The organism is Bradyrhizobium sp. HKCCYLRH2060, assembly GCF_051168135.1.
Taxonomy (GTDB): Bacteria; Pseudomonadota; Alphaproteobacteria; order Rhizobiales; family Xanthobacteraceae; genus Bradyrhizobium.
Map to the genome: position 1 here is coordinate 85,594 of NZ_JBNPUK010000017.1, position 20,810 is coordinate 106,403.

The 20,810-nt window shown below is 67.5% G+C and carries 19 protein-coding genes; 7 read left to right on the forward strand and 12 right to left on the reverse strand.

Features of this window, described 5'->3' with window-relative positions; genetic code table 11:
• Nucleotides 1–11: 11 nt before the first annotated feature.
• From ACQR10_RS27210 to topA, 3 genes are read right to left on the reverse strand one after another with little or no spacing between them, the layout of a single operon-like run.
• A complete protein-coding gene (locus tag ACQR10_RS27210) occupies nucleotides 12–458 on the reverse strand; it encodes a DUF983 domain-containing protein (protein WP_316181857.1) in 447 nt (148 codons plus the stop codon).
• Nucleotides 455–2,830 carry a ribonuclease R gene (gene rnr / locus ACQR10_RS27215; RefSeq protein ID WP_316218288.1) on the reverse strand — a complete coding sequence of 792 codons (2,376 nt, stop codon included), beginning with the start codon at nucleotides 2,828–2,830 and terminating at the stop codon, nucleotides 455–457. Before rnr ends, ACQR10_RS27210 begins: the two co-directional genes overlap by 4 nt.
• A 4-nt stretch (nucleotides 2,831–2,834) precedes the next feature.
• On the reverse strand, nucleotides 2,835–5,606 hold the full coding sequence (gene topA / locus ACQR10_RS27220) for a type I DNA topoisomerase (RefSeq protein WP_316218290.1): 2,772 nt from the start codon (nucleotides 5,604–5,606) through the stop codon (nucleotides 2,835–2,837).
• Nucleotides 5,607–5,831: 225 nt separating this feature from the next.
• On the opposite strand from topA, the gene ACQR10_RS27225 reads away from it, so the two are divergent.
• The gene (locus ACQR10_RS27225; RefSeq protein ID WP_315712655.1) at nucleotides 5,832–6,041 is read left to right on the forward strand and encodes a hypothetical protein; all 210 of its coding nucleotides are present in this window, start codon (nucleotides 5,832–5,834) and stop codon (nucleotides 6,039–6,041) included.
• 13 nt (nucleotides 6,042–6,054) lie between these two features.
• Here ACQR10_RS27225 and ACQR10_RS27230 read toward each other — a convergent pair whose 3' ends face one another.
• Entirely contained in the window at nucleotides 6,055–6,498 is a 444-nt protein-coding gene (locus ACQR10_RS27230) for a winged helix-turn-helix transcriptional regulator (RefSeq protein WP_316218291.1), read from the reverse strand.
• A 144-nt stretch (nucleotides 6,499–6,642) separates the two neighbouring features.
• Here ACQR10_RS27230 and ACQR10_RS27235 point away from each other — a divergent pair, with 144 nt between their 5' ends.
• Nucleotides 6,643–7,416 (forward strand): SDR family NAD(P)-dependent oxidoreductase, encoded by a 774-nt coding sequence (locus ACQR10_RS27235; RefSeq protein WP_316218292.1) that lies wholly within the window; start codon nucleotides 6,643–6,645, stop codon nucleotides 7,414–7,416.
• 78 nt (nucleotides 7,417–7,494) lie between these two features.
• Here the strand turns inward: ACQR10_RS27235 and ACQR10_RS27240 are convergent, their stop codons facing one another.
• Nucleotides 7,495–8,106 (reverse strand): FMN-dependent NADH-azoreductase, encoded by a 612-nt coding sequence (locus ACQR10_RS27240; protein ID WP_316218293.1) that lies wholly within the window; start codon nucleotides 8,104–8,106, stop codon nucleotides 7,495–7,497.
• Nucleotides 8,107–8,203: 97 nt separating this feature from the next.
• Here ACQR10_RS27240 and ACQR10_RS27245 point away from each other — a divergent pair, with 97 nt between their 5' ends.
• Nucleotides 8,204–8,602, forward strand: coding sequence for a winged helix-turn-helix transcriptional regulator (locus ACQR10_RS27245; RefSeq protein WP_316218294.1), 399 nt, complete (start codon nucleotides 8,204–8,206; stop codon nucleotides 8,600–8,602).
• 3 nt (nucleotides 8,603–8,605) lie between these two features.
• Here the strand turns inward: ACQR10_RS27245 and dprA are convergent, their stop codons facing one another.
• The 5 genes from dprA to ACQR10_RS27270 form a co-directional block, all read right to left on the reverse strand.
• Nucleotides 8,606–9,724, reverse strand: coding sequence for a DNA-processing protein DprA (gene dprA, locus ACQR10_RS27250; RefSeq protein WP_316218295.1), 1,119 nt, complete (start codon nucleotides 9,722–9,724; stop codon nucleotides 8,606–8,608).
• A gap of 62 nt (nucleotides 9,725–9,786) precedes the next feature.
• The gene (locus ACQR10_RS27255; RefSeq protein ID WP_316218296.1) at nucleotides 9,787–11,187 is read right to left on the reverse strand and encodes a patatin-like phospholipase family protein; all 1,401 of its coding nucleotides are present in this window, start codon (nucleotides 11,185–11,187) and stop codon (nucleotides 9,787–9,789) included.
• A 147-nt stretch (nucleotides 11,188–11,334) separates the two neighbouring features.
• The gene (gene plsY, locus ACQR10_RS27260; protein WP_315804093.1) at nucleotides 11,335–11,931 is read right to left on the reverse strand and encodes a glycerol-3-phosphate 1-O-acyltransferase PlsY; all 597 of its coding nucleotides are present in this window, start codon (nucleotides 11,929–11,931) and stop codon (nucleotides 11,335–11,337) included.
• Between the two features lie 30 nt (nucleotides 11,932–11,961).
• The gene (locus tag ACQR10_RS27265; protein ID WP_315804092.1) at nucleotides 11,962–13,263 is read right to left on the reverse strand and encodes a dihydroorotase; all 1,302 of its coding nucleotides are present in this window, start codon (nucleotides 13,261–13,263) and stop codon (nucleotides 11,962–11,964) included.
• Nucleotides 13,264–13,286: 23 nt separating this feature from the next.
• A complete protein-coding gene (locus ACQR10_RS27270) occupies nucleotides 13,287–14,240 on the reverse strand; it encodes an aspartate carbamoyltransferase catalytic subunit (protein ID WP_042339600.1) in 954 nt (317 codons plus the stop codon).
• Between the two features lie 172 nt (nucleotides 14,241–14,412).
• Here ACQR10_RS27270 and ACQR10_RS27275 point away from each other — a divergent pair, with 172 nt between their 5' ends.
• Genes ACQR10_RS27275 through ACQR10_RS27285 form a run of 3 tightly spaced genes read left to right on the forward strand, consistent with a single transcriptional unit; the run spans nucleotide 14,413 to nucleotide 17,604 of the window.
• On the forward strand, nucleotides 14,413–15,117 hold the full coding sequence (locus tag ACQR10_RS27275) for a M15 family metallopeptidase (protein WP_434890183.1): 705 nt from the start codon (nucleotides 14,413–14,415) through the stop codon (nucleotides 15,115–15,117).
• 22 nt (nucleotides 15,118–15,139) lie between these two features.
• The gene (locus ACQR10_RS27280; RefSeq protein WP_434912129.1) at nucleotides 15,140–16,783 is read left to right on the forward strand and encodes an acyl-CoA dehydrogenase family protein; all 1,644 of its coding nucleotides are present in this window, start codon (nucleotides 15,140–15,142) and stop codon (nucleotides 16,781–16,783) included.
• A complete protein-coding gene (locus tag ACQR10_RS27285) occupies nucleotides 16,780–17,604 on the forward strand; it encodes a CPBP family intramembrane glutamic endopeptidase (protein ID WP_434899347.1) in 825 nt (274 codons plus the stop codon). Before ACQR10_RS27280 ends, ACQR10_RS27285 begins: the two co-directional genes overlap by 4 nt.
• 9 nt (nucleotides 17,605–17,613) lie before the next feature.
• Here the strand turns inward: ACQR10_RS27285 and ACQR10_RS27290 are convergent, their stop codons facing one another.
• Nucleotides 17,614–18,537, reverse strand: coding sequence for an AEC family transporter (locus ACQR10_RS27290; RefSeq protein ID WP_434912130.1), 924 nt, complete (start codon nucleotides 18,535–18,537; stop codon nucleotides 17,614–17,616).
• 3 nt (nucleotides 18,538–18,540) lie between these two features.
• Nucleotides 18,541–19,026 carry a Holliday junction resolvase RuvX gene (ruvX, locus tag ACQR10_RS27295; protein WP_434912131.1) on the reverse strand — a complete coding sequence of 162 codons (486 nt, stop codon included), beginning with the start codon at nucleotides 19,024–19,026 and terminating at the stop codon, nucleotides 18,541–18,543.
• Nucleotides 19,027–19,197: 171 nt separating this feature from the next.
• Between ruvX and ACQR10_RS27300 the strand changes: the two genes are divergently transcribed.
• On the forward strand, nucleotides 19,198–20,787 hold the full coding sequence (locus tag ACQR10_RS27300) for an ABC-F family ATP-binding cassette domain-containing protein (RefSeq protein ID WP_434912132.1): 1,590 nt from the start codon (nucleotides 19,198–19,200) through the stop codon (nucleotides 20,785–20,787).
• Nucleotides 20,788–20,810: the final 23 nt, after the last annotated feature.

Consider the following 20,810-nt stretch of genomic DNA (forward strand, 5'->3'; position numbering starts at 1 on the left):
CGTTTGGTCGCTCACACCGGTGGAATGCCTTCCACGGGATTGTCGTCGAAGCCGTGCATGCGGAACGCCCATTGCAGCCCGACGACGGCGCCCTTGACCGGCTGAATCAAGGCGAGCGAGGCGACCAAGGTCACCGGCAGATAGATCGCGAGCTGCAGCGCCACCGGCGGCGCGTAGTTGGTCTCGATCGAGAGCACCAGCGGCACGATGATGTGGCCGACGATGACGATCACGAGATAGGCGGGAAGATCGTCGGCGCGATGCCCGGAGAAATCCTGGCCGCAGCGGTCGCAATTGTCCGCGACCTTCAGGAAGGCGCGGAACAGCTTGCCCTCGCCGCAGCGCGGGCAGCGGCCGCGCAGGCCGCGCTTCATCGCGGTCCAGACGTCGCGCTTCTCGACGGCGCCGGCGTCACGCGTCCAGGTCTGCGGGGGCAATGTGCGGGGCGTTGAGGTCATGGCGTCCACGATCTGCCTTTCTTCGATGTGCCGGGCTTGCGTTTTGCCCCTGCCGCTGGGCTTTTCTTGCGGCTTTTTTCTTTGTGCTTCGGCCGAGCCTCGGATTTGGCCCGCTTGGTCGCCTTGGCGTTCTTCCCGACGTTATTCTTTCGCCGGGGTCCTGCGCCGCGCGGATGGCGCGACACCAGCACATCCGCCTGGGTCAGCAGCTCGAAGCGCAGCGCACCGGCCACCGGCTGAGCTTCTACCAGACGCACGTCGACGACGTCACCCAGCCGGTGCATGGCACCGCTGCGCTGGCCGATCAGCGCGTGGCGCGTCTCGTCATAGTCGAAATATTCCGTGCCGAGGGTGCGGATCGGAACCAGGCCGTCGGCGCCGGTATCATCGAGCTTGACGAACAGGCCGGCGCGGGTGACGCCGGAAATGCGGCCCTGGAAGGTGGCGCCGACGCGGTCCGCCAAATGATGCGCGATCAGGCGGTCGGCGGTCTCGCGCTCGGCCTTCATCGCGCGCCGCTCGGTCACCGAGATCTGCGCCGCGACCTCGGCGAGGTGATCCGGCGTCTCGCTGTCGGGCAGGGCGCCGTCGCCGAGGCCCAGCGCGCGCAGCAGGCCGCGGTGCACGACGAGGTCGGCGTAGCGGCGGATCGGCGAAGTGAAATGCGCGTAGCGGCGCAGGTTCAGGCCGAAATGCCCGTAATTGTCGGTCGAATATTCCGCCTGCGCCTGCGAGCGCAGCACGACCTCATTGACGAGATGCTCGTAGTCCTGGCCGGCGACCAGGGTCAGCACGCGGTTGAACAGCGACGGCCGGAGCGCGCCTGATTTGGCGAAGGGCACGTCGAGCGTCTTCAGGAACTCCTGCAGCGCATGGATCTTCTCCACCGTCGGCTCATCATGCACGCGGTAGATCAAAGGCAGCGCCTTCTTCTCCAAAAGCTCCGCCGCGGCGACGTTGGCCGAGATCATGAACTCCTCGATCAGCTTGTGAGCATCGAGGCGCTCCGGCACGACGACGCGGTCGACGGTGCCGTCGGTCTTCAGCAGGATCTTGCGCTCGGGAATGTCGAGGTCAAGCGGATCGCGCGCGTCGCGGCCGCGCTTGGCGACCTCATAGGCCGCGTAGAGCGGCTTGAGGATCGGCTCGAGCAGGGGACCGGTGACGTCGTCCGGCTTGCCGTCGATCGCGGCCTGCGCCTGCGCGTAGGACAGTTTGGCGGCCGAGCGCATCAGCACGCGATGAAACGAGTGCGAGCGCTTGCGGCCGTCCGCGCCTAACACCATGCGCACCGCGAGCGCGCCGCGCGCTTCGCCCGGCACCAGCGAGCACAGATTGTTGGAGATGCGCTCGGGCAGCATCGGCACGACGCGGTCGGGGAAATACACCGAGTTGCCGCGGATCAGCGCGTCGCGGTCGAGCGCCGAGCCCGGCCGCACGTAGTAGGCGACGTCGGCAATCGCGACATGGAGAATGAAGCCGCCGGCATTGTTCGGATCGGGATCCGGCTCGGCATGAACGGCGTCGTCGTGATCCTTGGCATCGGGCGGATCGATCGTGACCAGCGGCAGCTCGCGCCAGTCCTCACGTCCCTTCAAGCTCGCGGGCTGCGCGGCTTCGGCCTCTGCCACGGCCGCCGCGGAGAAATCCATCGGGATTTCGTGGGCATGGATCGCGATCAGGCTGATTGCCTTCTCGGTCGCGACCGAACCGTAGCGCTCCTTCACACGTCCGGAGGGCAGGCCGTAGCCGCGGCCGCGCAGCAGGTCGACGCTGATGAGATCACCGTCCTTGGCGTCCTTGGTGTCGGCGGGGGCGATGGAGAGCTCGCGTCCCGCCTGCTTCTTGTCGACCGGAATGAGGCGGCCGCCGCCGCCGGGATTAGCCCGGAAGATGCCGAGCACGCGCGGCCGCGCCTGATCGAGCACCTTGAGGACGCGGCCGCGATAGGACACGCCCGCCTCATCCTTGATCGGCTCGACGCGGAGCAGCGCGCGGTCACCGACGCCGGCCGCCGAGCCGGGCCCGGTATGGCGCGGGGTGTGGATGCGGATGCGCGGCGGCTCGGATTGCTCGGCCTCGTCCCACTCGGCGGGCTTGGCGATCAGCTCGCCGTCGCTGTCGCGCCCGGTGATGTCGACAACCAGCGTGGCCGGCAAGGTGGCGGTCTCGACGACGGTCTTGCGGCCGCTCTTCTTCACGGTGCCGTCGGCGACGAGCTCGCGTAGCAACTGCTTGAGGGCCGCGCGATCAGCGTTCTTCAGGCCGAACTCGCGGGCGATATCCTTGGTGCCAACCTTGCCCGGATTGGCGCGGATGTAGGCGACGATGGCCTCCCGCGGAGGGAAGCCGATGTCGCGCTTCTTGCTCATTTTCTCATCCGCGGGCCTTGCCAGCGCTCTTCTTGGGCGTCGCCTTGGTCGCGGGCTTCGCCGAGGTCTTGGCGGCCTTGGCGACCGGCGCACGCGCCTTGCTGGTGGAGTCTGATTTCGGTTTGGCGGCCGCCTTCTTCGCCACGGCCTTCTTCGCCGGCTTCGGCGTGTCGTCGTCGCCGCCGGTCTTCGGCTTGGCCTTGCTGGCCGCCGCTTTGCTGGCAGACTTGGCCGGCTTCGCCGCCTTGCCCTTGGCCTTCGCCTTGCCGCCACCCTTGGCGGCGCGCTCGTCGAGCAGCGCGATCGCCTCGGCCAGGGTGATCGTGTCCTTCTCCTTGTCGCCGGGAATGGTGGCGTTGACGCCGCCGGCGGTGACATAGGCGCCGTAGCGGCCGGCCTTGACGGCGACGGCGCCGAGCGAGGGATGCTCGCCGAGCGCCTTGCCGGGATCGGCGCCGAAGCGCTTGCTTGGTCCCTTGGCGATCTTCTCGGCGATCAGGGTGACGGCGCGGTTGAGGCCGATGTCGAACACCTCGTCGCCGGCCTCCAGGCTCGCATAGGTCTTGTCGTGCTTCACGAACGGCCCGAAGCGGCCGAGATTGGCGATGATCGGCAGACCCGTCTCCGGATGGATGCCGACCTCACGCGGCAGCGACAGCAGCCTCAGGGCGTGGTCGAGCTCGAGACTCGCAGGCGAGGTGCCCTTCGGGATGCCGGCGCGCTTCGGCTTCTCGCCCTCGGCATAATCCTTCTGCTCGCCGAGCTGGATGTAGGGGCCGAAGCGGCCGGCCTTGACGACGACGTCGAGGCCGGTGTCCGGATCCTGGCCGAGCACGCGATCGGCGGTCGCCTCGCTGTCGGCGGCGAGCGGGCGGGTGTAGCGGCATTCCGGATAGTTCGAGCAGCCGACGAAGGCGCCGAACTTGCCGGCCTTGAGGTTGAGTCGTCCGGTGCCGCAGGTCGGGCACTGACGGACATCGCCGCCATCGTCGCGCGGCGGATAGATGTGCGGCCCCAGCATCTCGTCGAGTGCGTCGAGCACCTGCGCGACGCGCAGGTCCTTGATGTCATCGACGGCGCCGATGAAGCCGGTCCAGAAATCCTTCAGCACCTGCTGCCAGGCGATCTCGTTGTTGGAGATGCGGTCGAGCTGCTCCTCCAGATCGGCCGTGAAATCGTACTCGACGTAGCGGCGGAAGAAGTTCTCCAGGAACGCGATCACGACGCGGCCCTTGTCCTCGCCGTGCAGCCGCTTCTTCTCCAGCTTCACGTAGCCGCGGTCCTTCAGCACCTGCAGGATCGAGGCATAGGTCGAGGGACGGCCGATGCCGAGCTCCTCCATGCGCTTGACCAGCGAGGCCTCGGAGAAGCGCGGCGGCGGCTCGGTGAAATGCTGGGTGACCGCGAGATTCTGCCGCTTGAGCTGTTCGTTCGGGCTCATCTGCGGCAGGCGGCGGCTGTCCTCGTCCTCCTCATCGTCGCGGCCTTCCTGATAGAGCGCGAGGAAGCCGTCGAACTTGATGACCTGGCCGGTGGCGCGCAGCTCCAGGGTGCGCGCGCCCGCCTTGGCGACGATGTCGACGGTGGTGCGCTCCAGCTCGGCCGATTCCATCTGGCTCGCGACGGTGCGAGTCCAGATCAGCTCATAGAGCTTGGCCTGATCGTCATCGAGCCGCTTGCGCAGCTCGGCCGGCTTGCGCGACAGGTCGGTCGGACGGATCGCTTCGTGCGCTTCCTGGGCGTTCTTGGCCTTGGCCTGATACTGACGCGGGCTGTCCGGCACGTATTTGTTGCCGTAGATCTCGCCGATCACCTTGCGCGCCTGGGTGATCGCCGAGCCGTCGATCTGCACGCCGTCGGTTCGCATATAGGTGATGAGACCGGTGGTCTCGCCGCCGATGTCGATGCCTTCATAGAGACGCTGCGCGATGCGCATCGTGTGCGCCGGCGCGAAGCCGAGCTTGCGGCTCGCTTCCTGCTGCAATGTCGAGGTGGTGAAAGGCGCCTGCGGATTGCGCCGCGCCGGCTTGGCATCGACGGTCGCGACCGTGTAGCTCGCCGCGTTGAGCGCATTCTTGAAATCCTCGGCCTCCGCACCGGTGCCGATGTCGAGCCGCTGGATCTTCTTGCCGTCGGCGCCGACGAGGCGCGCCTCGAAGGTGTCGCCGCGCGGCGTCGCCAAGGTCGCGATCAGCGACCAATATTCACGCGGCACGAACTTCTCGATCTCCAGCTCGCGATCGCAGACGAGGCGCAGCGCCACCGACTGCACGCGGCCGGCCGAGCGGGCGCCTGGCAGCTTGCGCCACAGCACGGGAGAGAGCGTGAAGCCGACGAGGTAATCGAGTGCGCGGCGCGCCATGTAGGCGTCGACCAGCGCGCCGTCGATCTGGCGCGGGTGCTTCATCGCCTCCGAGACGGCCTGCTTGGTGATGGCGTTGAAGACGACGCGCTCGATCTTCTGATCCTTGAGCGCACGCTTCTCCTTCAGCACCTCCAGCACGTGCCAGGAAATCGCTTCGCCCTCGCGATCAGGGTCGGTGGCGAGAATCAGCCGGTCAGCCCCCTTCAGCGATTTGGCGATGTCGTTGAGTCGGCCGGCCGCCTTGGGATCGACCTCCCAGATCATGCGGAAATTCTCGTCCGGATCGACGGAACCGTTCTTGGCCGGAAGGTCGCGAACATGACCGAAAGAGGCCAGAACCTCGTAGGAGGAGCCCAGATACTTATTGATCGTCTTGGCCTTCGCAGGCGACTCCACGATGACGATATTCATGTATTTCCAATGGCTTAGTGGAAGGATTGAAGCTGGCTTCGCGGGATTCGCGCCTGCCTCGTTGACCCGAACATGGGTGGTGAGGGGGTTCCTGTCAAATCGAGGGATGTTGAAAGGCGATTGCGTTGGATCGGCGAAGTACCTATCAGGTTGTACGGAGCACGATGAGATCCGCGCTCTTTTGAGGTTGTTTTTCGTCAAATTCCTTATGCTGGGTGACAGTTGTTGGCCAAGGCAGCGGACAAAAGCGACCCGGACGTCGAGGCGATGGTGGAGGATCCCGACGCCGCGGCAGCTCTGATCGCCGAGGTGACGGCCAGCCTGTCGCATCTGGCGCAGCGTCATCGCCTCGACATGCTGGACTATCTCCTGCGCATGGCGAACCTCGAGGCCGAGGAGCATCTCAGGCTGCGCAGCCGCCGCAGGCTGTGCTGACGGCCAGTCGTGCTCACCGCGGGGCGAGAGCGGTTTCCTCCGGCGCCAGCGTCCGGCCGTCATCCGCAGTGAGCAGCAGCTTGCGAACCGGCCTGCGGTTCACCCGGTCGACGAGCGCGGTGGCGATCTCGTCGGGGTGCTCGTCGAATTCCTCGCTCCACTGCCGCAGTGCGACCAGGATCGGAAACAGGCCGCGGCCCTTCGGCGTCAGCACGTAGTCGCGATAGGAGCTGCCGTCCGACGCCGGCTCGGTGGTCAGGATGCCACGATCGACGAGCGCCCGCAGCCGCGCCGCAAGGATGTTCTTGGCCATGCCGAGGCTGCGTTGAAACGCGCTGAAGCGGCGCAGGCCGAGGAACGCGTCACGAATGATCAGCAGCGACCACCAGTCGCCGATCGCATCCAGCGACCGCGCGATCGGGCAGGCGTCGCCTTCCAGACTGGTGCGCTTGACCATCAGATCATCCTTGTCCTGTCACCCGCGGGCGGCCGATGCCCCCGAGGGCGCTCGCGTCCGCTCACGCACTTGTGTGGTTGCATTATAAAACCAGAGAGCCTATGTCGTCCATCGGTTTAATAATGCAACCATATGGAGACGGACGTGAGGCTTGCGAACAAGACGGCACTGATTACCGGCGGCAGTAGCGGCATCGGGCTTGCGACCGCCCGCCGTTTCGTCGCCGAAGGCGCCAGGATCGCGATCACCGGGCGCGATGCCGGGCGGCTGGAGGCTGCGGCGCGCGAGCTCGGGCCGAACGCGCTGGCGCTGGTGGCCGATGCCACGGACATCGCCGCGACCGAGGCCGCGGCTGCCACCGCCGCAGAACGCTTCGGCAAGCTCGACATCCTGTTCGCCAATGCCGGCATCCCCGGCTCGACGCCGGCCGGGGCAACCAAGCTCGAGGTGTTCGAGCAGGTGATCCGCACCAATCTGACGGGCGTGTTCTTCACCATGCAGGCGGCGCTGCCACATCTCAAGGACGGCGCCTCGGTCATCCTCAATGGCTCGGTGATCTCCGTGCTCGGGAATCCCGGCTATTCGGCCTACGCCGCGAGCAAGGCCGGGGTGCGCGCGATGGCGCGGGTGCTGGCGTCGGAGCTGTCGCCGCGCGGCATCCGTGTCAACGTGGTCGCGCCGGGCGCGATCCGGACGCCGATCTGGGGCGCCGCGGTCGCCACGCCGGATGCCGAAAAGATGTTCGAGGCCAGAATCGCGGCGACCACCCCGCTCGGTCATATCGGCGAGCCTGACCATATCGCCGGCACCGTGCTGTTCCTGGCCTCGGACGACGCCGCGCATGTCCAAGGCCAGGAGCTGTTCGTCGATGGCGGCGCCACGAGCTCGCCGGCCGGTGCGCCGATCTATCGGGGTTGACCGGGCCGGGTCGGTGGGCGGTTTGAGACCTGCCCCGGGGTTGAAAGCGGTGGCTGCCGGCGGCAGCCACCGAGGGACTCAAGCGGCGAGACCGCCGGCCGTTTGAATCGCCTTCGCCAGAGCCTGCTCGCGATGCTCCGGGCCGATCTGGACACCGTCGGCCGCAACGAATTCGAGATCCGTGACGCCGATGAAGCTGAAGACACTGCGCAAATAGGTCTCCAGGTGTTCGAATGCCGCCATCGGCGTGTCCGCGCCGTAATGGCCGCCGCGCGAGAGCGCCACGATAATGCGCTTGCCACCGGCCAAACCCTGCGGGCCGTTTGGGCCATAGCTGAAGGTCTTACCCTTGACTGCGATGCGGTCGATCCATGCCTTGAGCTGGCTCGGGATGGAGAAGTTGTACATCGGAGCGCCGATCACGACGATATCGGCAGCCAGGAACTCTTCCAGAACGGCCTGTCCGGCAGCGACATCAGCTTCCACCGCGGGATCCTCGACGGGCGCTCCGTAAGCGACGGCGACATGCGTTCCTGACAGATGCGACAGCGGCTCGGCTGCGACATCTCGGTAAATCACCTCCAGCCCCGGCATGATCTGGCGGAAACGGCCGACGATCGCGGCGGATACCTGACGGCTGACGGAGTTCGGGCCGAGCACGCTGGAGTCGATGTGGAGGAGTTGGGTCATAGGTCAGTCACCTCAGTATTGGTTTGTAACTGGCGCACTATGAGTGACTGTGCTGTAACCTCACAAGAACGCACATTCTTGAAACCCGAGCACAGCCGTGACACTTGCGAACAGCGATGATCCCGATCTCCCGACGCAGCCAAGTCATGATGATTGCCGGGGCGCGGCCTCGATCCTGGCGCGTGTCGGCGACAAATGGAGCGTGTTCGTCATCATGATGCTTCAGGACGGCCCGAAGCGCTTCAACGAGCTGAAGCGGCTCGTTGGCGGGATTTCCCAGCGGATGCTGACCTTGACCCTGCGCGGCCTCGAGCGCGACGGGCTGGTGACGCGGACGGTGTTTCCGACCATCCCGCCGCGGGTCGATTATGAGCTGACCGATCTCGGCCGCGGCCTGTCGCAGCCGGTGCAGGCGCTTGGGCAATGGGCCATCCAGCACCAGGAGCAGATCGAGCAGGCGCGCACGCGCTTCGACGCGCGCAGGGATGCGGACTGAGAGTCAGATCAGCGACACCATCCCGCCGCCGTGGCGCTCCAGGCGGCCGGCCAGCTCGAGCTCCAGCAGCACCATGCGCAGCACGGCCGGCGACAGGCCGCTGATCCGGATCAGGTCGTCGATCGACACCGGGGTCGGGCCGAGCAGGGCCGTGACCTGCGCGCGGTCGTGGCTCTCGGGATCGGGGGCGAACAACTCCTCGTCCGGCTCGCGCAGCGAAAAGGGCAGCGGCCGCTCCATGATCGGGCCGACGGCCTGGATGATGTCGGCGGTTTCGGTGACCAGCGTGGCGCCCTGCTTGATGAGATCGTTGGTGCCCGCGCAGCGGGGATCGAGCGGCGAGCCTGGGACGGCGAAGACCTCGCGTCCCTGTTCGCCGGCCATGCGCGCCGTGATCAGCGAGCCCGAGCGATGCGCAGCCTCGACGACGACGACGCCGAGCGAGGCGCCTGAGATCAGCCGGTTGCGGCGGGGAAAGTCGCGGGCGCGCGGCTCGTGTCCGAGCGGCATCTCGGAGATTGCGGCGCCACTGCCACTGATGATGGCGCCGAGCAGATCGACATGCTCCGGCGGATAGATCCGGTCATGGCCGCCGGCGAGGACCGCGACGGTGCCGCTGCCGAGGCTCGCGCGATGGGCGGCCTGATCGATGCCGCGGGCGAGCCCCGAGATGATGATGAAGCCGGCCTGGCCGAGCTCATGGGCGATCTGGCCGGCGAATTTGAGTCCGGCGGCGGAGGCGTTGCGCGAGCCGACGATGGCGATCATCGGGCGCATCAGCGTCTCGCGGGCGCCGCGCACCGCCAGCAGCGGAGGTGCATCGTCGCAGGTGGCGAGTCGGGGCGGATAGCCGTCCTCGTCCGGCGCCCGCAGGTCGACGTCCTGCCGCTTGCAGGCGTCGAGTTCGGCCTCGGCTTCGCCGACCGTGCAGATCCGGCCGGTTCCGGCCGCGCCGCCGCGGCGTGCCAGGTCGGGCAGCCGGTCGAGCGCGGCGCGCGCGGTGCCGAAATGGTCGAGCAATGAGCGGAAGGTGCGCGGGCCGACATTGTCGGAACGGATCAGCCGCAGCCGGTCGCGCCGCTCGGTGTCGCTGAGCTCGATCGTCGTGTTGATGGCGTCCACGCATAGCCCCCCAAACCCGGAGGCTAGAATGGAGCAACCCGAAGACGCAGGGAAGAGGCGCGCTACGCCGGCGCGACGTCGCGCACGTCCTCGGACACGGACACCGGAGACGCCAGCGCGGGCTGCTCGTCGGGGATGGCCGGCGTGGTGCCGGCCGGGGCTTCGCGCAGCCAGCGTTCCGCGGCGTCGCGTCCGCGCTGGTAGAGCAGCTCGATGAAGCCGCTGCCGAGGTCGGTCGCATCGCGCTGAGCCAGGGCCTCGATCTCGTCCTCGGCGGCAAGCCGATGCACGCGCGGCGGATGCAGGCCGTCGCTGCGCGCCCATTCGAGTGCCGCGAGCTCGGCGTTCAGGACCGCATTGCCGGCGATCTGGTCGAGGCGGCGATCGATCGCGGCCGAGGTCATCGGCACATAGGCGTCGCGCGCGGGCATGACCTGAACGACCAGCAGGTCGGCGGCGCTCGACTCATGCGCGATCTGGATCAGCGGCGGATTGGTGACGTAGCCGCCGTCCCAATACGCCTCGCCCTCGATGTCGACTGCGGCGTGCAGTTGCGCGGGACAGGTGGAGGCGAGCAGAGCATCCGGCGTGACGCCGGCATTGCGGAAGATCTGCGGCAGGCCGTCACGGGCCCGGGTCGCCGCAACCAGCAGGCGGGGCGCGGCCGGGCCCTGCACGGCGTCGAAATCGATCGTCTCGCGGAGGAGGTCGCGGAGCGGATCGAGATCGAGCGGGTCGGCGCGTCCGCTCCGCAGCCCCGCACCGAACGACACCGAGCTGCTCGCCGGCGAGTACGCGCCGATCACCAGCAGCGATCGGAACGACGCCTCCTCCATCAGCCGGGTCCAGAACAAAGCGAGCCGGTTGCGCGCTTCGTCACGGCCGCCCTTGGCCAGCCCGCTCGCGAGCAGCGCGGCGTTGACCGCGCCGGCGCTGGCGCCGCTGATGGTGTCGAAATCGCAACCGGGTTCCTCGAGCAGGCGATCCAGCACGCCCCAGGTGAAGGCCGAGAACGTTCCGCCGCCCTGCAGGGCCAGCGACAGCTTGCGCGGCGGCCATGTTCGCGGCGGCGGCGGCAGGGTGGCGCTGGCGATCGTCTCGGCGAGCGATCGCTCCGGCGTTTCCGCGGCCTTGGTCTCGCTGATTGCGGCCGCGCATGTGGTCGCCATAATCGTCTCGGCGACGGTCGGCGCGACATCGGCTCGTTCCGGCGCAGGGTTGGGCTCGGATGTTTCGGCGGGGAGCGCGACATCCGACGTGACCTGCGCGGCCAGCGCGACTGTCTCGGGCGTCTGCGCCGGTTCTGCAGCGGCCGTGATGCCGGTCGACCAGATCTCAGCCGCTGACAGCAGCAGGCTGGCGTTCGATCGGTCCGGGGCCGCCTTCTGCTGCGCCGGAACCTGATCAGTACGGTCATCGTGCGTGGCCGACGAACCGCTGGAATTGGTCTTGCGTAACCACATGCAGGAATCATGACAGGCAATCATGATTCACGCCAGAGTCCCGCGTTGACTTATTAGCTGATGAATCGCTGGTGTTGCTGCGCAGCCGCTGTGAATACAGGCTAAAACACAGGTTTTCCGTATTTGCTCCGTATTTGCCCGGAGTGACTACTTCTTCGCCCCGATCTTGCTCTCGGTGCCCGACTGCAATCGCTTGATGTTTTCGCGATGCATGTAAATGAGCAACAATGTGAGCAGGGTGAACAAGGCGGCCAGCGCGGTGTGGCCGAAAGCCCACAACACGATCGGCGTCAGCACGCTGGCGACGAGTGCGGCGAGTGATGAGTAGCGGAGCGCGAAGGCGGTTGCGAGCCAGACCAGGCAAAAGAAGATCGCGCCCGGCCAGAACAGACCGATCAAAATACCGATGTAAACGGCGACACCTTTGCCGCCGCGGAACTTCAGCCACACCGGGAACAAGTGACCGAGGAAGGCGCCGAGGCCCGCGACCATCGCGGCATTCGGGCCGCCGAGATAGCCCGCAATGATCACGGCCGCCGTGCCCTTGAGAGCGTCGCCGAGCAGGGTCGCCGCCGCCAGCCCCTTGCGGCCGGTGCGCAGCACATTGGTGGCGCCGATGTTGCCGGAGCCGATGCTGCGCAGATCCTGCGTGCCGGCGAGCTTGGTAAGGATCAGGCCGAACGGGATGGAGCCGAGGAGATAGCCGATGATGAGAGCGACCGGCAGGAAGGCTTCGGAACCCATCACGCGACTCCTTCGACGCTTCGCCTGGCGTCAGACATGTTCGAACACGGTGCGGCCGCCGACGATGGTGCGGACCACGCGGCCGGTGAAGCGGGCTTCGTCGAACGGCGTGTTCTTGCACAGCGATTTGAGGTCTGCCGGATCGAGGATCCAGGGCACGTCCGGATCGATCACGATGATGTCCGCCGGCGCGCCCGCCCGCAAGGTGCCACCGGGCAGGCCGAGCAGCTCGGCGGGCCGGGTCGACATCGCGCGGATCAGGGCGGTCCAGCTGAGCTCGCCATTGTGCACCAGCCGCAGCGCCGCCGGCAGCATCGTCTCGAGTCCGACCGCGCCGCTGGCAGCCTCCGCGAACGGCAGCCGCTTGACCTCGACGTCCTGTGGCGTGTGGTCCGACATGATGACGTCGATCAGGCCGGAGGCGAGCGCCTCGACCAGCGCGCGGCGGTCGACCTCGGTGCGCAGCGGCGGCGTCAGCTTCAGGAAGGTGCGGTAGGGGCCGATGTCGTTCTCGTTCAGGGTGACATGATTGATCGAGACCGACGCGCTCACCGTGAGCCCTGCCTCGCGGGCGCGCCTGAGGATGTCGAGCGAGTCGATCGAGCTCAGCGCGGCCGCGTGATAGCGGCCCTTGCTGAGTGCGACGAGGCGCATGTCGCGCTCGAGCACGACGGCTTCGGCTGCGGGCGGAATGCCGGAGAGGCCGAGCCGCGAGGCGAACTCGCCTTCGTTCATGACGCCTTCGCCGACGAGGTTCGGATCCTCGGTGTGATGCACGATCAGGGCGTCGAAATCGCGCGCATAGGTCAGCGCGCGGCGCATCACCTGGGCGTTCATCACGCTGCTGTGGCCGTTGGAGAAGGCGACGGCGCCGGCGGCGCGCAACAGCCCGATCTCGGTCATCTCCTCGCCGCGCAGGCCCTTGGTCAGCGCCGCCATCGGCTGGATGTTGACGATCGCGGTGTCGCGGGCGCGGCGCAGCACGAAGTCGACGGTCGCCGAATTGTCGATCACAGGCTCAGTGCCGGGCTGGCAGATGATGGTGGTGATGCCGCCGGTCGCGGCGGCTTGGCTGGCGCTGGCGAATGTCTCGCGATGGCCCAGACCCGGCTCGCCGACGAAGGCGCACATGTCGATCAGGCCGGGGGCCACGATCTTGCCGGCGCAGTTGACGACATCGGTGCCCTCGGGCACGCCCGCGGCGCCGATGCCGCGCTTGAGGTCGCGGATGACGCCGTCGGCGATCAGCACGTCGCCGGGGCCGTCGAAGTCGCGGGAGGGGTCGATCACGCGCGCATTGGCGAGCAGGATCGGGCGGCGGTCGGTCAGCATGGCGTTTGGTCCCGACTTCTGTATCACGCGTTGGGCAGGTTGCGGGCCAGTGCTTCGAGCACGGCCATGCGCACGGCGACGCCCATTTCGACCTGCTCCCGGATCAGCGACTGCGCGCCATCGGCCACGATGGATTCGATCTCGACGCCGCGGTTCATCGGCCCCGGATGCATGACCAGCGCGTCGGGCTTGGCGTAGGCGAGCTTCTTCTGGTCGAGCCCGAAATACTGGAAATATTCCGACGACGACGGCACGAACGAGCCGTTCATGCGCTCGCGCTGCAGCCGCAGCATCATCACGATGTCGGCGCCGTTGAGCCCCTCGCGCATGTCGCGCGCGACCTCGACGCCCATGCGCTCGATGCCGGGTGGCAGCAGCGTGGAGGGTGCGACCACGCGGACGCGCGCGCCCATCGTGTTCAGCAGCAGGATGTTGGATCGCGCCACGCGCGAATGCAGCACGTCGCCGCAGATCGCGATGACCAGCCCCTCGATGCGGCCCTTGTTGCGGCGGATCGTCAGCGCATCCAGCAGCGCCTGGGTCGGATGCTCATGCGCGCCGTCGCCGGCATTGATCACGGAGCCGTCGACCTTGCGCGCGAGCAGCTCGACCGCGCCGGAGGCGTGGTGGCGGACCACCAGAATGTCCGGATGCATCGCGTTGAGCGTGACCGCGGTGTCGATCAGGGTCTCGCCCTTCTTGATGGACGAGGACGACACCGACATGTTCATGACGTCGGCGCCGAGCCGCTTGCCCGCCAGCTCGAACGAGGATTGCGTGCGGGTCGAGGCCTCGAAGAACAGGTTGACCTGGGTGCGGCCGCGCAGCACGGTGCGCTTCTTGTCGACCTGACGATTCAGTTCGACATACTCCTCGGACAGGTCGAGGAGGCCGGTGATGTCGTGGGCGGAAAGGCCCTCGATTCCCAGCAAATGCCGGTGCCCGAGGACGAAAGTCGATTTCGGAGAGGTTGCCATTAAAGCCAGAGCTATAGGCGCGGTTTCCATGGGGGGCAAGGCCGAAAGCCGGGGTTCCGAGTTATCCCCCGTTCCGTCTTCCGAGCCTCTCAGGGGGCTCCAAACCGGGGGCTGGCGGGCCGTCGTCGGAGGAGGCCCGCTCCGATATGCGCTGATCCTGCTGGCGGCGATCGTGCCGGCCTGCGCGGCCGCGTTGCCGTTCGATTTCGTCTATCTCCGCGACATCGACCCGACGATCCTCCAGGACATCCGTTATGCCGGCAGCAACAATTTCGTCGGCCGACCCTTGCCGGGCTACGAGGCGGCCGAATGCGTCGTGACGCGTGACGTGGCGCGGCGGCTGCAGGCGGCTCAGGCCGAGCTGCGGCAGCGCGGCCTGTCGCTGAAGATGCTCGACTGCTACCGGCCGGTGCGTGCGGTCGCAGAGATGCTGGCCTGGTCCCAGGACGGCGTCGAGACCACGGCCGGCCGCCGCTACACTCCGCGCGTTGCCAAGCAGGACCTGTTCCGTCTCGGCTATATCGCCCTGCGTTCGAGCCATTCGACGGGTGCGGCGCTCGATCTCACGCTGGTCGAGCTCGCGGCCGACAATTCCGCGGCGTTCGACCCGGCCAAGGACTACGCGGACTGCACCGCGCCCGCAGCGCTACGCGCGCCCGAGGGCAGCGTCGACATGGGAACCGGCTACGATTGTTCCGACGTGAAGGCCCATACCGCTGCGAAGAACCTGACACCGGAGCAGCGCCGCTGGCGCAACGAACTGGTTGCGGTGATGGCGCGGCAAGGTTTTGTGAACTATGCCAAGGAGTGGTGGCACTTTTCGCTGCCGGGCGCTGGCGCGACCACTTATGTTTTTCCCATTCGGCCGCGCCGATGATCGATCTCTGCAGGGCACGGCCATGACGCAATCTTCCTTCGCGACCCATGAGGTCTTCAACCAGTCGCCGCCGTTCGAGGACGTCGACCTGTTCACGGCCGACCGGCCGTTGGCCGACGCCGTCAAGGCCAATGGTGGTGCCGGGGCTGAGCAGGAGCTGACAGCTTTCGGCAAGCGATGGGGCTCGGCTGCGATGGCCGAGCAGGGCCGGCTCGCCAATGAGAACACGCCGAAGCTGCGCAGCTTCGACGCCAAGGGCTTTCGGCGGGACGTCGTCGAGTTTCATCCGGCCTATCATCAGATGATGACGCGCTCGGTCGAGGCCGGCCTGCACAATTCGACATGGACCGCCGGGGGCCATCCTGTTGGCGGCGCGTCGGAGGTGGTACGCGCGGCGAAGTTCTACATCGCCTCGCAGGTCGAGAGCGGACACCTCTGTCCGATCACGATGACGCGGGCCTCGGTGGCGGCGCTGGCCGCGCAGCCTGACCTGCTGGCGCGGACGATGCCCCTCATCGGCACGCGCGACTACGATCCGGCGTTTGCGCCGTGGTGGCAAAAGCGCGGCATGACGCTCGGCATGGGCATGACCGAGAAGCAGGGCGGGACCGACGTGCGCGCCAACATGACGCGCGCTGAGCGTACGACCGATGGCTATCGCATCACCGGGCACAAATGGTTCATGTCGGCGCCGATGTGCGACGCGTTCCTGGTGCTGGCGCAGGCCGATGCCGGCCTGACCTGCTTCTTCATGCCGCGCTTCACGCCGGATGGCGCGGTGAACGCGATCCAGTTTCAACGCTTGAAGGACAAGCTCGGCAATCGCTCCAATGCCTCGTCGGAGGTGGAGTTCGCAGGCAGCTATGCCGAGCGGGTCGGCGACGAGGGCAGGGGCATCAGCACCATCATCCAGATGGTGCAACTGACGCGGCAGGATTGCGCGATCTCGTCTGCCGGCCTGATGCGCTCGGGGCTCGCGCATGCGCTGCATCATGCGCGCCATCGCAGCGTGTTCCAGAAGCATCTCGCCGACCAGCCCTTGATGCAGGCGGTGCTCGCCGACATGGCTCTCCATGTCGAGGCGACGGTGGCGCTGGTGATGCGGCTGTGCCGCGCGTTCGACCGCACGCCGGCTGACGCGAGCGAAGCCGCCTACATGCGGCTGTTGACGCCCGCGATCAAATACTGGGTCTGCAAGAGCGCGCCGCCGTTCCTGTATGAGGCGATGGAGTGCCTGGGCGGCAATGGCTATGTCGAGGACGGCATTCTCGCGCGCCACTTCCGGGAGTCGCCGGTCAATGCGATCTGGGAAGGCTCGGGCAACGTGATGTGCCTCGACGTGCTGCGCGCGCTGTCGCGCGAGACGGAGGCTGCCGCGCATGTCCTGATGCATCTGAAAGCCGAGACCTGCGGACTCCCTGGCGCCGCGGAGGCGCTTGCCTTCATCGAGACCAGCTTCCGTCGATCGGATTCCGAGCGCGTCGCGCGCCTCGCGGTCGAGAGGCTGGCGCTGCTCGCAGCCGCCGCCGCGCTCAACCTCGTGATGCCCGGCCATGCCGAACTGTTCGCCGCGACGCGTCTTTCCGCTGTTCATCCGAGCATGTACGGCGCCATCGATCTCGATCCCTCGGACATCCGTACCTTGCTGGAGCGCGCGCTGCCTTGACCGACACTCCCGAAGCCGCCGTGATGGATTCCCTCGATCCGGGCAACCCGCCGCAGCAGGTCGCTCCGGCGCAGCATCAGCCGCGCACGCTCGGCTTCTGGCGCACCCTGCTGTGGGGCCTCCTCATCATCGTCGTGTTCTTCATCGGCCAGCTGACTCCTATCGTCTATTTCCTGCTGCGCCATGAGGGGCCAATCGACAGCATGGCCGCGTTTCAGTTGGCCATGATCCAGATCGCGAGCCGGTCGCTCACGGTCTCGCTGTCGGCGATCATGGGCGTTCCGGCCATTTTGATCCCGATCTATTTTGCCGTCCGCCACACCCGCATGTCGTTCGCCGACTATCTGGGCCTGCGCTGGACCGGCTGGAAGAATTTCGGCTTTGGCTTTGTCGGCATGGTTGTGATCCTGGGATGCTGGGAGCTGGTTTCGCAACTGACCGGCCGCGGAGACACGTCGTCGAGCTTCATGGTGGACATCCTGAAGACCGCCAGAGGCGACGGCGTGGTCTGGCTGCTGGTCATCGCCTTCTGCGTCGCGGCGCCGGTTTCGGAAGAGCTGATGGCGCGCGGCTTTCTCTATCGCGGCTGGTCTGACACCTTCCTGCGGGTGCCCGGCGCCATCGTGCTGTCGTCATTGCTGTGGACCGTGCTGCATCTCCAGTACGACTGGTTCGCGCTGCTCAACGTGTTTTCCCTCGGCGTGTGGTTCGGCTATCTGCGCTCTCGAACCCACTCCACCTATCTGACCATGGTGCTGCACGGGCTCAACAACCTCGCCGCCACGGTGCAAACCATGTGGCTCGCCAGCGGCCACTCCTGAGCGCGGTGTTCAGCTCGCCCAGGCGATCGCGAGCGGCATGGTCAGCGCGGCCAGCACGGTCTGCAGCGAGATGATCTGCGCCAGCAGCGGCGCATCGCCGCCCATCTGCTTCGCCAGCACATAGGCGCTCGGCGAGGTCGGCACCGCCGCGCAGATCGCGACCACCACGAGGCTCGGGCCGGTGACGCCGAACCATCCGGCAAGCCCGATAGCGAGGAGGGGCATCAGGACCAGCTTGAGCACGACGCCGAGCGCGGCGGCCGGGCCGGCGCGCCGCAAGCCCTCGAAGTGCAGACCGGCGCCGGTCACCAGCAGACCGATCGGCAGCGAGGCCTGGCCGAGCGCATCGGCGGCATCGTGCCAGAGCTTTGGCAGCGGCACATGCGCCACGTTGAGCGCGAGCCCGGCGATGCAGGCCCAGATCAGCGGATTGCGGATGATGGTGGCGAGGATCTCGCGCATCGAGCGGCGGGTCGGCGAGGCATAGTGGGCGAGCACGGCGACGCTGAACACGTTGACCATCGGGATGATCGCGATCATGCCGACCGAGGCCACCGCGAGCCCGGTCGGGCCGAACAGGCTGCCCGCCACGCTCAGTGCGACGTAGGTCTGCCAGCGGGTTGCCCCTTGGAAGATCGACGTGAAGGCCGGACCGTCGATGCCGGAGCGGGTGAGCAGCGGCCGCAGCGCGAGGCACAGCGCCGACATCGCCAGCATCGCCAGGAACAGGGCGCCGCCGATGCCTGCGACCGGCACCTTGCCGAGATCGGCCTTCACCAGGCTCTGCATCAGCAGCGCCGGAAACAGCACATAATAAGTCAGCCGCTCGAGCCCGTGCCATTGCGTATCCAGCCGGATCAGGCTGCGCCGCAGGCCGAAGCCGACCACGATCAGCAGGAACACCGGCGCGAGCGCCGCGGCGACGGGGCTCATGAGCTAGCGACCGGACTGGCGCAAGGTCGCAAGCCGATCGAGCGCGCCCTGCAGGATGAAGATCGCCGCATGCGTATCGATCACCTCGGCGCGTTTGGCGCGGCTGACATCCATGCCGATCAGCTCGCGCTCGACGGCGGCCGTCGACAGCCGCTCGTCCCAGAGGCCGATCGGCAGGTCGGTGATGCCCGCGAGGTTGCGCGCGAACGCCCGCGTCGATTGCGCCCGCGGCCCTTCGCTGCCATCCATGTTGATCGGCAGGCCCAGCACCAAGCCGACCACCTTGCGCTCGGCGCAAATCGCCAGCAGTCTGACAGCATCGGCCTTGAAGGCCTTGCGCTGGATGGTCTCGACGCCGGTGGCGAGCCGCCGGTCGGGATCCGACACGGCGACGCCGATGGTCTTGGTGCCGAGATCGAGGCCGACAAGCGACCCGCGCTCGGGCCAGCGGCCGGCGGCTTCGATGAGGGGAAGGATGGGAGCGGGCATGGCGCGCCGCTTAGCATGGGTGCATCCCCCGAGCCAGCACGGCAGGCGCATGGCTTGTCGCTCCGCTGCCATCGTTCTATATGGAGCATCGTACCGTGAACAGGAGTGGTGCCGTGGATCGCAGGACCAACATTGCCCGCCGCTTTGTGTCCTCTGCCATCACGGTCGCTCATGTCCTTCTGTCTCACGCTCGACGCGGTCGCCGCCGCGACACCTGACGGTCATCCTCTCTTTGACAATCTCACGCTCTCGATCGGCGCCGAGCGCGTCGGTCTGGTCGGCCGCAACGGCTGCGGCAAGTCGACCTTGCTCCGCATCGTCGCTGGCGTCTCGGAGCCGGCGGCCGGAGCGGTGACGCGCAGCGGGGCGCTCGGCCTTCTGGCGCAGCACTGGGATCCCGGTCTGCGTGTCGACGAGGCGCTCGGCGTCGCCGGTGATCTTGCGGTCATCGGCCGTATCGTCGCGGGAAAGAGCCAGGACGCCGATCTTGCCGATGATCTCGCGCGCGCGGATTGGAGCCTGCCGAGTCGTGTCGATGACGCGCTGACCGAGGCGGGCCTCGCCGGAATTGCGCTCGATCGCTCGATGGACTCGCTCAGCGGCGGCGAGCGGACGCGCATCGGCATCGCGCGGCTGCTGATCGAGGCGCCGGATCTGCTGCTGCTCGACGAGCCCACCAACAATCTCGATGCCGAGGGCCGCGACGCCGTCGGCCGGCTGATGCGGCGCTGGCGCGGCGGCGTGCTGGTCGCCAGTCATGACCGCGCGCTGCTGGAGATGATGGACCGGATCGTGGAGCTCACCCCGGTCGGGGTCCACATCGTCGGTGGCGGCTGGACGATGTTTACGCAGGCGCGGGAGGATGCGCGGGCGCGTGCAGCGATCGCGCTGGACCGCGCCGATGCGCATGTGCGGGATGTCAGCCGCGCCGTGCAGCGCCAGCGCGAAGCCAAGGCGCGCAAGGACAAGGCCGGCCGTGCTTTCGCCGCCGCCGGCTCGGCCCCGAGGATCATGCTGGGCGCCCGAGCCGAGCGGGCCGAGACGACCGGCGGGCGATCGCAGCGGCTCGCCGAGCGCATGATCACCGAAGCGGCCGAGCGAGCGGAACAGGCGCGACAACATGTGGAGGTGCTGACGCCGCTCTCGATGGTCCTGCCGCCGACCGGGCTCGGCGCCGGCACCGAGCTGCTTGCGATGGAGGACGCGGTCGTGAGCGCCGGCGACAGGAGGTTCGGTCCCTGGACGCTCGGTGTCAGGGGCCGGCAGCGGATCGCGATCACCGGACGCAATGGCGCAGGCAAGACCACGCTGCTCAGGGCCGCGATCGGCGCGATTCCGCTGACCGATGGAACGGTCCGGCGCGCCGACGGGCGTATCGCGATGCTGGATCAACACGTCGCGTTGCTGGATCGCAGCGACAGCATCATCGGCAATTTCCGCCGCCTCCATCCGGCGCTCGGCGCCGAAGCGGCGCATGCAGCCTGCGCGCGCTTCGCATTCCGCAACCGCGACGCCGAGCAGACGGTGGAGACGCTGTCCGGCGGCGAGCGCCTGCGCGCGGGCCTTGCCTGCACGTTCGGCGGCGAGCGTCCGCCATGGCTGTTGCTGCTCGATGAGCCGACCAACCATCTCGACATTTTCTCGATCGAGATCCTGGAGCGGGCGCTGCGCGACTTCGACGGCGCGCTGCTGGTCGTCAGCCACGACCCGTCATTTCTTGCGGCGATCGGCATTGCCGGGGAGTTCGTCGTGAATGGCTGAGCGGGCACGGCAGACCGTGCCCG